General features: G+C 42.2%; 13 protein-coding genes. 2 read left to right on the forward strand and 11 right to left on the reverse strand.

The window, feature by feature from the left end; genetic code table 11:
* Positions 1-14 precede the first annotated feature (14 nt).
* Together sufC and sufB are read right to left on the reverse strand one after the other, a co-directional pair.
* Positions 15-779, reverse strand: a complete 765-nt coding sequence (sufC, locus tag ACFS6H_RS15015; protein ID WP_386100554.1) for a Fe-S cluster assembly ATPase SufC — start codon at positions 777-779, stop codon at positions 15-17.
* Positions 780-917: 138 nt separating this feature from the next.
* The gene (gene sufB / locus ACFS6H_RS15020) at positions 918-2,399 is read right to left on the reverse strand and encodes a Fe-S cluster assembly protein SufB (RefSeq protein WP_386100557.1); all 1,482 of its coding nucleotides are present in this window, start codon (positions 2,397-2,399) and stop codon (positions 918-920) included.
* A gap of 232 nt (positions 2,400-2,631) precedes the next feature.
* On the opposite strand from sufB, the gene ACFS6H_RS15025 reads away from it, so the two are divergent.
* Positions 2,632-3,225, forward strand: a complete 594-nt coding sequence (locus ACFS6H_RS15025) for a hypothetical protein (protein ID WP_386100560.1) — start codon at positions 2,632-2,634, stop codon at positions 3,223-3,225.
* Positions 3,226-3,287: 62 nt separating this feature from the next.
* On the opposite strand, the gene ACFS6H_RS15030 is transcribed toward ACFS6H_RS15025, so the two are convergent.
* The 6 genes from ACFS6H_RS15030 to ACFS6H_RS15055 form a co-directional block, all read right to left on the reverse strand.
* Positions 3,288-4,532, reverse strand: coding sequence for a DEAD/DEAH box helicase (locus tag ACFS6H_RS15030; protein WP_386100563.1), 1,245 nt, complete (start codon positions 4,530-4,532; stop codon positions 3,288-3,290).
* Between the two features lie 370 nt (positions 4,533-4,902).
* Complete coding sequence (locus ACFS6H_RS15035; RefSeq protein ID WP_386100566.1) at positions 4,903-5,376, reverse strand: ribonuclease H-like YkuK family protein; 474 nt, start codon at positions 5,374-5,376, stop codon at positions 4,903-4,905.
* A gap of 87 nt (positions 5,377-5,463) precedes the next feature.
* A complete protein-coding gene (locus ACFS6H_RS15040; protein ID WP_386100569.1) occupies positions 5,464-7,065 on the reverse strand; it encodes a DVUA0089 family protein in 1,602 nt (533 codons plus the stop codon).
* Positions 7,066-7,118: 53 nt separating this feature from the next.
* A complete protein-coding gene (locus tag ACFS6H_RS15045) occupies positions 7,119-7,604 on the reverse strand; it encodes a hypothetical protein (protein ID WP_386100571.1) in 486 nt (161 codons plus the stop codon).
* 188 nt (positions 7,605-7,792) lie between these two features.
* Entirely contained in the window at positions 7,793-8,161 is a 369-nt protein-coding gene (locus ACFS6H_RS15050) for a CoA-binding protein (protein ID WP_386100574.1), read from the reverse strand.
* 109 nt (positions 8,162-8,270) lie between these two features.
* Entirely contained in the window at positions 8,271-8,777 is a 507-nt protein-coding gene (locus ACFS6H_RS15055; RefSeq protein WP_386100577.1) for a GbsR/MarR family transcriptional regulator, read from the reverse strand.
* Between the two features lie 131 nt (positions 8,778-8,908).
* On the opposite strand from ACFS6H_RS15055, the gene ACFS6H_RS15060 reads away from it, so the two are divergent.
* Positions 8,909-9,724, forward strand: a complete 816-nt coding sequence (locus ACFS6H_RS15060) for a glycerophosphodiester phosphodiesterase (protein WP_386100580.1) — start codon at positions 8,909-8,911, stop codon at positions 9,722-9,724.
* Positions 9,725-9,767: 43 nt separating this feature from the next.
* Here the strand turns inward: ACFS6H_RS15060 and dnaG are convergent, their stop codons facing one another.
* Genes dnaG through ACFS6H_RS15075 form a run of 3 tightly spaced genes read right to left on the reverse strand, consistent with a single transcriptional unit; the run spans position 9,768 to position 13,287 of the window.
* Positions 9,768-11,855, reverse strand: a complete 2,088-nt coding sequence (gene dnaG / locus ACFS6H_RS15065; protein ID WP_386100583.1) for a DNA primase — start codon at positions 11,853-11,855, stop codon at positions 9,768-9,770.
* Between the two features lie 33 nt (positions 11,856-11,888).
* Positions 11,889-12,596, reverse strand: a complete 708-nt coding sequence (locus ACFS6H_RS15070) for a hypothetical protein (protein WP_386100586.1) — start codon at positions 12,594-12,596, stop codon at positions 11,889-11,891.
* Positions 12,597-12,645: 49 nt separating this feature from the next.
* Entirely contained in the window at positions 12,646-13,287 is a 642-nt protein-coding gene (locus ACFS6H_RS15075; protein ID WP_386100589.1) for a hypothetical protein, read from the reverse strand.
* Positions 13,288-13,331: the final 44 nt, after the last annotated feature.

Consider the following 13,331-nt stretch of genomic DNA (forward strand, 5'->3'; position numbering starts at 1 on the left):
CGGTAAACCGGGGTTTACGCTTGTTCTTCAATATTAATTTCGTTCTTGATAAAATCGTAACCTTTTTCCTCCAGCTCATAAGCCAGTTCTTTGGTGCCCGATTTTACAATACGACCTTTGTATAATACGTGTACAAAGTCGGGGATGATATAATCCAGTAAACGCTGGTAGTGGGTAATGGCCAATACCGCATTATCGTTGCTGCGTAATTTATTTACACCGTTAGCTACAATACGGATAGCATCAATATCCAGGCCGGAGTCAGTTTCGTCCAAAATAGCCAGTTTGGGTTCCAGCATGGCCATCTGGAAAATTTCGTTACGTTTTTTCTCACCGCCCGAAAAACCTTCGTTCAGGGAACGGCTCAGTAAAACCTGGTCCATATTCATCAGGGCCATTTTTTCTTTCATCAGTTTCAGGAAAGAAACAGCATCCAGCGCTTCCTGGCCACGGTATTTACGTACTTCGTTAACAGCAGTTTTAATAAAGTTGGTGGTGCTCAATCCCGGAATTTCAACAGGGTATTGAAAACTCAGGAACAAACCCTCACCGGCTCTTTCTTCCGGGGCCAGATCCAACAGGTCCTTACCCTGGAAGGTTACACTACCTTCAGTGATCTCATAGTCTTCACGGCCAGCCAGTACAGAAGCCAGTGTACTTTTTCCGGCGCCGTTAGGCCCCATGATGGCATGAACTTCACCCGGTTTAATATCCAGGTTAATACCTCTTAATATTTCCTTCCCGTCAATGCTGGCGTGTAAATTTTGAATACTTAACATTATAATTAGATAATTAGACAATAAGATAATTTGATAATTTGCTGATTTGCTAATTAGTTGATTATCTAAATTTTATGGTTGTTACTTAATATTTTTAATTTATATCTTAAATTGTAAATCGACAATCTTAAATGGGGTTTACCCTACGCTTCCTTCCAGGCTGATGGCCAGTAGTTTCTGTGCTTCTACGGCAAATTCCATCGGTAACTGGTTCATTACTTCTTTTGCAAATCCATTGATTATCAAAGCAACAGCAGTTTCTGTGTCAATTCCTCTTTGATTGCAATAGAATAACTGGTCTTCACCGATCTTGGAAGTAGTCGCTTCATGTTCTACCTGGGCGCTGTTATTTTTTACCTCGATATAGGGGAAGGTATGAGCGCCGCATTTATCGCCCAGTAACATAGAGTCACACTGCGAGAAGTTACGGGCATTGCTGGCCTGTTTGGCCACATGCACCAGTCCGCGGTAGCTGTTCTGGCTAAATCCGGCAGAAATACCTTTTGAAACAATGCGGCTTTTTGTGTTCTTACCAATATGCATCATTTTGGTACCGGTATCTGCCTGCTGCATATTATTGGTAACGGCAACCGAGTAAAACTCACCTACCGAATTGTCACCTTTTAAAATAACACTGGGATATTTCCAGGTAATGGCCGAGCCGGTCTCCACCTGGGTCCAGGAGATTTTGGAGTTTACTCCTTTACAAATACCACGTTTGGTTACAAAGTTGTAAATACCGCCTTTACCGTCCTTATCACCAGGGTACCAGTTTTGTACGGTAGAGTATTTAACCTCTGCATTATCTAAAGCAACAATTTCAACAACCGCTGCATGTAATTGATTTTCATCACGTATTGGTGCTGTACATCCTTCCAGGTAACTTACATAACTGCCTTCATCGGCAACAATTAAGGTACGTTCGAACTGGCCGGTATTTTCAGCATTGATACGGAAATAAGTAGATAATTCCATGGGGCAGCGAACGCCTTTGGGAATATAACAGAAGGAACCATCGGTAAACACGGCCGAATTTAAAGCGGCAAAATAGTTATCGGTAACCGGTACCACCGAGCTGATGTACTGGCGAACCAGTTCCGGGTGTTCCTGGATGGCTTCGCTCATGGAGCAGAAAATAATGCCCTGTTCGGCCAGTTCCTTTTTAAAGGTAGTGGCAATGGAAACGCTGTCCACCACGGCATCCACCGCTACACCGGAAAGACGTTTCTGTTCGTCCAGGGAAATACCCAGCTTTTCAAATGTGCGGCGTAATTCCGGGTCAATATCGTCCAGGCTGTTCACCGTAACTTTTTGTTTGGGGGCCGAATAGTAGATAATATCCTGGTAATTGATGGCCGGGTACTGGAGGTTGCCCCAGTTAGGCTCTTTCATTTTTAACCACTGGTGGTAGGCTTTTAAGCGCCATTCCAACATCCATTCCGGCTCGTTCTTTTTAGCGGAAATAAAGCGAATAATGTCTTCATTCAGGCCCATGGGGGCCTCGTCCGCATCAATATTGGTCGTAAAACCGTACTTATATTCACCCGATACCACTTCTTCCAAACTGGGATCCAGTTCTACCTGGCTGGCAGAGGGGTTTATTTCTAATTCTGTTTTCATCGCTGCAAAGGTAAGTATCTATTTATACTTAAAAGTATAAATAGCATTTTAATAGTATAACATTTTCACTTTTCTAAAGTTTGCCGCTTGTTTGCGAAATGAGGAATATTTAGCGGAGCGCACCGTTTCTCACTGTTTTCCAGGGCCCTGGCAGGCCGGTCAGGCCCGTATTTAACAAAAATGGCATTTTGACATAATTAAATAAACTGTAATTTTAGGTATAACCGTTTAAATGATGAAAAAGTTATTGATCCCGGGCCTGCTTGCCGTTTCCCTTTTCATGGCTCAATATGTTGGTGCGCAAAATGAAAAAAAATACAGGCTGGAAGTGCCGGAACAATTGCAGAAGAAACCTATACTGGACGCTATTGAAGAGAATATTGCCTATACGGTGCCCAAACTCCGGGATAGTAAGTCCTGCCAGGATTGTAAAACAAATTATACGGTAAAATACCAGACCACCGCAGCAGAGTTTGGAACGGATAAAACCGGTAAAAAGCTTTTTGTTTTTAAAGGCTCGCTGGTAGTATACGATTCAACCGGTAAGGGGATTAACAGGATAGTGTTGATAAACCCTGAAACGGATGAGCAGGTGTTTTATGATGTTACCGATAATGGCAAGCCTGTTAACCCGGCCCCGTTGTTGATTACCTCCAGGCAGGCACATGTAGAAGATGTGGACGGCTTAAAAAAGTATTTCAGGAATAATAACCAGGACCCGCAAGCTTATAACGAAGAATCTTTTTTAAGAGCAGCCAAGGAAAAAATACTGGATATGCGGGAGAATGTACGGAAGCTGGAAAAACAAAGGGGCCGCAATCTTTAACCGATTCTGAACTTTACAAGTAATAAAAAAAGGTATTGCAACTGCAATACCTTTTTGTTTAATTATCTTCTCTGCATAAAGGTCCGGCCCCTTTTGCCGCCCCGGCTGGCTCCGAATGAACCATAAGCGGGTGTGGCGGTAACAGGTTTGGGTATATTATGCATTAACGGCACATCAAACGGGTGATCTTTTACAACCGGCACTGCTTTTTTGATCAGCTTTTCAATATCCTTCAGGTAGATCTTTTCTTCGTAGTCGCAGAAGGAAATGGCTTTGCCGTCGGCACCCGCACGACCGGTACGGCCAATACGGTGTACATAGGTTTCGGGTACATTGGGCAGATCAAAGTTGATCACATGCGTCAGGTCATCAATATCAATACCGCGGGCAGCAATATCAGTAGCTACCAGGATACGGGTACGGCGTGTTTTAAAATTGCTTAAAGCACTCTGCCTGGCATTCTGCGATTTGTTACCATGAATGGCTTCTGTACGGATACCTGCTTTTGACAGGTCACGGGCAATACGGTCGGCGCCATGTTTGGTACGGGCAAAAACCAATGCTGTCTTAATACTTTCATCCTTTAAAATATGGGTAAGCAAAGCTCTTTTGTTTTGCTTTTCCACGTAATAAATGGCCTGGTCAATGGTTTCGGCTGTAGAGGAAACCGGGGTTACTTCTACTTTTACCGGGTTATGTAATAACATATCGGCCAGTTGCTTAATCTCCGGGGGCATGGTGGCCGAAAAGAACAGGGTTTGTTTACGTTCAGGCAGGCGGGCAATTATGCGACGCACATCCTGTACAAAACCCATATCTAACATACGGTCGGCTTCGTCCAGCACAAAGTACTTGATGTCTTTTAACGACACATGGTTCTGTTGCATCAGGTCGAGTAACCTACCGGGGGTAGCCACCAGAATATCAACACCCTGGCGTAAACGGTTCACCTGGTTGTACTGGCTTACACCACCAAATATCACGGTATGTTTTACATCTGTAAAGCGGCCATAAGCCTGTATACTTTCTTCAATCTGTATAGCCAGCTCACGGGTAGGCGTTAATATCAGCGTAGATAATTTGCGGCGTTGTCCTTCGGTGTTGTTATTGTCATTCATTAATAACTGTAACAAGGGTAAGGAAAAGGCGGCAGTTTTACCGGTACCGGTCTGGGCACAACCCAGCAGGTCTTTTTTATTTAACACATGCGGGATCGCTTGTTCCTGGATAGGGGTAGGTTGTGTATAACCTTCTTCGTTCAAAGCACGTAATAACGGCTCTGAAAGCTGTAATTCACTAAATAACACAATTAAAAAATTTAATTAAAATAATATGGTAAGGCTATCACAACAAGCGTTGGATACTTTACCTGCCTTACGTTAAGCCTTCACTCGGCATTTATTTTAAAACATCAGGTGAGCAATAACGGATAAGAGATGCAAATATACAATTTTTTTTGGAATTGTAATAATTATGATTTATGGCAACAATTTAACAATGGAGAATTGACAGTTGACAAATGATAATTGAGAAAAACTAACAGGCAATTAGCAATGGGCAATGGGCAATGGGCAATGAGTAAGAGGAGATAATGGATGAGTAGTTTAGAAAAGTTTAGGGGGTAGTATAGCCTTACGACTTAAAAGCCGTAAAAAATAAGGCGGGAGGGATGTGGTTTTAGTTTACCACCTTGTTGGCACAGCTGCTGCTGGCGAAGGCTTCAGGCTTGGCTTTAAAGGCAAAGCCCATACCGAGTATATAACCCATCGCTTCTTTTAAAGCATCATTGCTTTTGAATTGCGGGTTAGTATTAATGTCGGCATGTACTTCCATATCCACATCATACTGTGTAAACAAATGACATAACTGGTAGGCTATATCAATACTTTTGGCTACCTCGGTTAACATCCTTTCTTTGATAGAAAACCTGTGCTGGGTCTTGTCATTATGAATGAACATAAACCCGCCATGGCCTTCCCTTAAAAAAACAATGACTGTAGCAAATTCCGTGTCTCTTCCTTTCACCTGCGAATCTGTTCCGATGCAAACTTTTAGTCTGAAGCCTGCGTTGGTTTCGCGTTTGATCACATTTTCGACAGCGTTGATAATAGGAAGATTGATAAGATCACCATTAAACTTTCTCCAATGCATATAAAAAGAGGTTTTCCTAAGTTATAGAAAAACCTCTTAATGACAAAATAGGGAACGGATTATGCTTCTGTTAAGTTTTTAACAGCGCTAGGGTATAAGTAGTTTGTCGGTCGATTGTTGTCCGTTAGTGTGTTGATACTGAATGATATACATTCCTTTGGTCGCGTGTTTCACCTGCAGGGCATTTACACCGGCCACCAGGTTGCCTTGCTGTATTTGTTTGCCTTCGGCATTAAACAGGCGATATTGCATTTTATCGGGCGATAGTACCTGGAACTGTCCGTTGGCCTGTATATTACCTGCTACTTTAGGACCAGTAATAGCATGCGGCTGTAACGTAAGGGCATTGGAGTAGTAATAACGTCCGTTATCAAACTCTACGAACAGGCGGTAACGTAATGACTGTTTGCTAAGCGGCTGGTAACTGTAAGAACGGGCATTGTTTTCAACCTGCTGTAAGGGTATGAATGTTCTGCCGTCAGTTGATACTTCTATCCTTAAATTAACCACCTGCTCATCGGCATCAATTACCCAGTTTAACAGGTGTTTATTGCCTTCCAGTTTACCATTCAGGTTGAGTGCACGTACCGGTAAAGGCGTTAGGCCATTTGTCTTTGCCTGTAAAGCGTAGGAACCAAGACTGGCATAGTTGGGAGCATACTGGTTACCACGGCCTTCTACCTTTAAATAATAAGTGCCGCCTTCCAGTACTGTATCAATAATAGAGTTGAGTAAGTTACCCGGATTATAAACGTTTAACAGGGTGTGCGAACTATGGTATAAGGAAACCTGCATATCTAAATTTGAACCTGCATTGCCGGTACCTACATTATAAGGAATGGCATCCAGTTCAAACCTTGAGGTGGCCGGAATATTAAAACTGAAAAAGTCATTATCGTTGTTCTGCATAATAACGCCCTTAACCTCAAATGCGTTATTATTAAAACTGGCAGGTGTACTGGTGGCAAAGCTGCTGCCATGATCATCTACCCGGAAACCAAAGCCGTTACGTCCGTCAGTTATTACTTCCAGGTCGTTTTGCTGACTGTTACAGCCCAGGGAATTGGAACCATTATGCCATAAAGTAAAGTTCTGGTAATAGCCTACGCCCATAATAGGCGCCCAACCTATCTGGCCTGTGCCTTCACCACGATTATAATCGGTGATTTTGTTACAGGTAGCAGCATCATATTGTGCCTGGTGAAATAAACCCAAAGTATGGCCCGCTTCATGTGAGATAGCTTCGGCTACGTTTTTTACATTATTACCTAATAATTGAGAAAACACAAATGCAGGTGTATCATCGCCCCAGGTAAAAGAACCGTTAAAGGCTACGCCGCCCGCACTGCCGTACCAGCTGGAGCTAACGGTTACAATAACACGCATTCTCCTGTTTAAAGGGGCATTCAGAAATTTTACCGAGTCGGTGGTGATGTTTACATTGAATGGACGATAGTCCTCGGCTACCCGGTTAAAAATGGTTTCAATATCAGTGCCTGAAAGGGTAGAAGCACCACAGTCAATAGGCCCCATGTAATTCCAGCTGGTGCCTTGCACCACATGGCCATCAAAATCCAGGAAAATGGTAGCGGCGGCCGAAGGGTAACTGCTCAGCTTGGGCACTTGTGCAAATATTTTACAGGTATGCAGACATACAATAGTAAAAAGGGTGAGTAAAAGTTTTTTCATAACAAAGGGATTTTAAATAGAACAGGGTATCAGGTCATCAGGAGCAGTTTATTTTATTCATGAACAAAAAGATTGAAATCCTTTTTCACGAACTGGTATTCATTATTTACCTGCTGCAGTTCATACACATCACCGTGTTTCATACTGATGATACGGCCTGTATAGGTTTTATTACCTTCTTTATCGGTGAGTGTAGATAAAGTGAGGGTTGCGCCTTCGTAGTTGGTGAGCCTGATAATGGTTGTTTCAATTGCCCCGTCGTATTTGGAGGTAGTAGATACCACTGTGCCGTTAAAGGTTACCGGCATTTTTTTGCCCGCAACGAGTTGTACAGGAGCATCTTTGGCTTTACGGCCTGTAGTGGCAGCATTAAAGTTGTTGATTGAAACCGGGATCTGGCTGGGCAGGGAGCTAAACAGTTTGGGCATGTTAGCATCAGGCTCATTAACCGGAATAAATGTTTTATTATCCTGGGCGTTGGAAGTAATACCAACGCAGCATAGTGCCAGCACTATGAAAGTGGCTTTTAAGTAAGACATGGATTCAGTTTTTGGTTTATCAAATAGTTTGGTCCAGCAAAAAAAACTGTAGTTTCCAATAGAGTACCTGCAAGTTCATGGAAATTGTACTACCAATTGATTTTTCTCAACCGGTTTTACATAAAATGGAGGGGTAATACTTTGATGGCAATCGTAGAATTCCGTAACCGGTAACCGGTTTAATACGCTTAATATTGGTTTGTACTTAGCATTACCAGGGTACATGCCTCAACAGGCTGAATGCCGTTATCGACGGCTAATTGCTGTAATTCGGTATTTTCCGTACCGGGGTTAAAAATTATTCTACGTGGCTTCAGGGAGAGTATATAGTTATAGTACGCGGGCTGTAACCGGGGATTTATATATAAAGTTACCGTATCAATATCATCAACCGGTTCCATTTCTGTAGTAATATCTACACCGGCAACCGTCCCTTTTTTGTTTCCAATGGCCACTACTTCATGCTGGTGCTGCCTTAATTTATTAATGGCCAGAAAACTGTACCTGGACGGATTGTCAGAAGCACCAATGACCAATGTTTTTTTTAAAGCTTTCATCAATTATTCAGTTTTACGGGTTTTCCTGCCAGGGATCAATAGTAAGTCATTGCCTGGGACTTCAGGTTCTTTAAGTATAAAAAGGCAAATACAATGCAGTATACAGCCTTTACTTAATTATCTTGGTCAGGGCACTGATAAACCAGCTTTCTTCCGCTTTAATAATAGTGTCCAGCATTTTGTCGGCATGCTTTCCTGTTTTTTTTATATTGGACACGGTATCAATAAATGCTTTTACGTGTTTATCTTTTTTATCACCTTCCACCGCTTCCAGTTCATCCATCAGTTTTAGCATGGGTTCCATCTCGCGTTTCTTACGTTCCTTTACTATTTGGGTAACCACACGCCAGATATCTTTTTCTGCCGAAAAAAACTCCTTTCTTTCACCAGGCATAATGACCCTTTGTACCAGGCCCCAGTTAATAAGTTCCCGGATATTCATATTCACATTACCGCGGCTTACATTCAATTCCTCCATGATATCGTCCTGTGTTAAGGGAGTAGGACTGATCAGTAATAACGCATGTATCTGCGCCATGGTGCGGTTGATGCCCCAGTTAGATCCATAAGCTCCCCAACTGCTGATAAATTGATGTTTTGCTTCACTCAGTTTCATACTACGAAACTACTTTATAAATTTTGTACTTTCAAAACATTTTGAAAATACGGTTGTTATGATACTATTATTTTATATAAATAAGGTGCAACAACTTTTATAAACAATTAATTTTGTACAAAATTCCAGGTATGCGACTACTTTTATCTTTCCTGTCCGTTGTAATATTACTTTCGGCCTGCCAGTCTTCTCAAAAAATATCATCAAAACGTACAGCCATGTCCTTTGCCAAGAATAAGGTAATTGCCCACCGGGGAGCATTTAAGAAAAACAACCTGCCCGAAAATTCCATAGCGGCTTTACAACATGCCATCCTGCTGGGCTGCGCCGGCGCTGAGTTTGATGTACACCGTACCGCTGATGATTCGCTGGTAATTAACCACGACCATACTTTTTTCGGAAAAGATATTGAACGCAGTTCCTATGCCGACCTTGTGACCAAATTATTACCCAATGGTGAAAAGCTGCCCACTTTAAGGGAGTACCTGGAAAAAGGCATGCAACAAAAACATACCAGGCTGGTACTGGAGATCAAGCCCTCCAATGTAAGCAAGGAAAGGGCCGTGGTAACGGCAGAGAAAGTGGTGGCCTTGGTGAAGGAGTTAAAAGCAGAGCAATGGATAACGTATATCAGTTTTGATTTTGATGTATTACTGACCATTAAAAAACTGGAAAAAGACGCGCCCACGCAATACCTCAATGGTGAGAAATCGCCTAAAGAGCTGAAGGATGCCGGCATTGAAGGCGCCGATTATCATTATAGTGTATTTAAGAAAAATCCTGACTGGATCAAAGAAGCAAAGACCCTGGGCATTGTGTTAAATGCCTGGACGGTGAATGCCATTGCCGATATGGACTGGCTGTTAAGTGAAGGGTTTGATATGATCACCACCAATGAACCGGAATTATTATTTGAGCGGGAAAAACTATTTCAACTGAAAAAATAACTGTCCGCTGCTCCGTATATGGTAGAACAATATGCGGAGCAGCTTAACGGTATATCACCGTACCCACTTCTTTGGTAAGGGCCACTTCTTCATTTTTTAAATAGGAGTGTGTGCTGGTCAATATCAGCAGTTCCTCTTCGGTATGCGGCTTTTCCATATCAGCCTGGTTCTCGCTTAACATACGTTTTAATTTACGCAGGCGCAGGTATTTAATGGCCGAAATAACGGCTTCGCTGGTCCTGTCCTCATCAATTTTTGAAAAACGTTGTAAGGATTCTTCATTACCCTTACTCATTACCCGCATAAAATCTTCGTAGGATTGTGTAAACAATGATTGCTGGTAACCGGTTGATTCGGCAGCTGTTTTTCGCCAGTGCTCACTTTCCTCGTAAGGAAAATTAAGCAAGGAAACGGCCAGTGTACTGACACCGGTATTTTCGTTATAAATGAAAAAATTTTTATCCGGCAAGCTGGTATCCCGGGCATAGGCTTCTTTAAACAGTTTGATCATGTTTAATACTTCCATATTATCCATCAGACTGTCTTCTACCATCTCATCAAAAATATATTCGGCTACCAAACGGTTCTCGTCAAATGATTTTAAACCATGTTCCAGTAAAATACGGGCTATTTCCCTTTCCTGCAGGTCATCTTTAAACAACAGGTTATAGGTAGCGTCATGAAATTCGGTCTCTTCGCCCTTCCTGGCATTTTCAGACCTTTCCTCCTCGGTAACACCGGCCTGGCGTTTTTCCATGGCGGCCAGCTTATCCCTGATAAACTGGTTTACCAGGGCGGTCAACCCGGCTTCATCGATCTTCAATATTTCCGATACCTGCCGGATATAATCCTGTTGTTTGGTAAAATCCTCGGCCTTGTTGATCTTGGATATGGTTTCGGCCATACGGTTTACCAGGCCCGATTTCTTGGCAGCATCATTGCCGGCATCTTTTAACGCCACTTCCAGCTGAAACAGGATCACATCCTTCTTCTCGGCCTTTACAAAATCCTGGAAAGCGGCGGCGCCTATTTTATTGACATAACTGTCCGGGTCTTCATTATCAGGTATCAGTACCAGCTTTACATTCAGGCCTTCTTCCAGGGCCATATCCAGCCCGCGCATGGCCGCTTTTACACCGGCGCCGTCACCATCATAAATGATCGTGAGGTTATTGGTATACTTACGGATCAGCCTTAACTGGTCAATGGTGAGCGAAGTACCTCCGGATGCTACTACATTTTCAATACCCGCCTGGTGCAGGGATACCACATCGGTATAACCTTCTACCAGTAAACATTCATCGGCTTTATCAATGGCCGTACGGGCAAAATAAGAGCCATAAAGTATTTTACTCTTGATGTATATCTCGTTCTCTGGGGTATTGATATACTTGGGCGCCCTGTCATTGGTTTTTAATATACGGGCGCCAAAGCCGGTTATTTTACCGCTGGTGTTATGAATGGGAAATATAACCCGGCCACGGTAGTTATCCAGCAGTTGCTGGTTACGGTTTACCACCAGGCCGCTTTTTAATAAAAGGTCGGCATTATATTGTTTGGCAATAGCTTCTTTGGCAAAAGCATCCGCCTTTTCGGGTGAATAACCTAACTGGAATTTTTTAATGATCTCTTCCCTGAATCCCCTTTCCTTAAAATAGCTTAAGGCAATATCCTGGCCTTCTTCGGTATCCCATAAAGAGCTGGCAAAAAACTGCTGTGCAAACTGGTTAATGATGTATAAACTATCGGCCGTCTGGTATTGCTGTCTTTGCTCATCGCTGACATAGGTTTCTTCAACTTCAATATTGTATTTCTTGGCCAGCCATTTTAACGCATCAATATAACTGTACTTTTCATGCTCCATCACAAAACTGATGGTATTGCCGCTTTTACCACAGCCGAAACATTTATATATTTCTTTGGTAGGTGATACGGTAAACGAAGGGGTTTTTTCGTTGTGAAAGGGACAGTTGCCAATATAATTGGTGCCGCGTTTTTTCAGTTTTACAAAATCACCGACAACATCTATAATGTCCAGGCGGTCAAGTATTTGTTGTATGGTATTCTGGGTGATCATATTGGGGCGAATGGCAAAGATACCAAGACTTGGTATAAATAACAGGGAAAACAACTGTTATTGTTTTCTTTTAGCATGTTTCTTTTTTTAACTGGCAGGTATGGTTCTTCCAAAGCGGGGACGTAAGGGCACAGGTGTTTCTGACCTGTTGTTCCGGTTACGGATACGGAATACCAGGTACAATCCGATTTCCTGGCTTTTATCATCTATATCCCACAATATGCCAAGAGGTGCCATGCCATGCATTAATAAAAACATATTATAACCGCCGCCGACAATTTCCTTTTTTTTGTTCTTTGTTTCGGTTTTAGTGGCTTCAGAAAAATATGGTTTTGCTTTTTTAAAAATACGCCGTACTATTTTTTTTACTTTTTTCCGGTTGGTAGCCGTGTTAGGATAATAAGCCGAGAGTATATAATTGACCAGCGTGTCTCTGATGGATAAACTTTTATTTAACAATACACTTTCTTCCCACAGGGTAACCTGCACTTTTGAGGATTTTAACGGGAAAGGCTGGTGGGTGGTGTAAAAAGCACTGAATGAATACAGGGTGCTGTCTGTTTTTTTTATCTGCTCCTTATCTTTTAAAGTAGGATCATTGACCAGGTGATGTAAAAAGCTGTTAAAGGAGCCTTTGTAGGGATTAGAACGGCAGTACTTGCCGGCTATATACCGCATATCATTTTGTACCGCATTGTTATAGTTAACCACCACAAAGCTATTTTCAATTTGCCCCATGGTTATGGTTATACCTACAATCGTATAGCTGATAGTAAGGAATAGTTTTTTTATCATAATAATATATTATGGTAAAGAGATACTATACTTCGAACTTCGGGCAGGGTTAAAAGCTTTTGAACAGTGGCAGCGGTGTTTCGGATACATTGGTACTGTTACTGATGCGGAATAAAAGATGCAAGCCTATTTCATCTTTCTTCTCAGTAATTTGCCAGGCTATTGACATTGGTGCAATACCATGCATTAGCAGGAACATATTATAACCACCGCCGTTTACCTGGCCCTGCCTGTTTTTTAACTCAAGCTGGCTGGACTGTGCAAAAAAACGTTTGTTGCGGTTATAAATATGGGCTACTTCTTTTTTTACTATTTTTTCGTTAGCAGCGGTATTGGGTAAATAAGCGGAGAGTAAATAATTCACTACGGTATCTCTCAGTGATAAAGTATCACTGAGCAACATACTTTCTTCCCACAGCGATACCTGTACCTGGGTGGCTTTAAAGGCAAAGGGCTGGTGTTTAGTATAAAAACCGGTAAATGAGTATAAAGTGCTGTCCGTTTTTTTGGTCTCTTCCTTGTTTTTAAGGGTGGGGTCGTTAACCAGGTGTTGTAAAAAAGTGCTGAAGTTGCCCAGGTAGGGATTACTGCGGCAGTATTTGCTGGCTACGTACACCATGTTATTTTGCCCGTTGCTTATGTTAACACCAAGAATAATACAGCTGAAAGTAAGGAGTAGATTTTTGATCATGGCGGCATTATTTTATATAAACATAAGCAACGGGGGCTGACCCG

Source organism: Terrimonas rubra, from assembly GCF_042686025.1.
GTDB classification, from domain to species: Bacteria; Bacteroidota; Bacteroidia; order Chitinophagales; family Chitinophagaceae; genus Terrimonas; species Terrimonas rubra.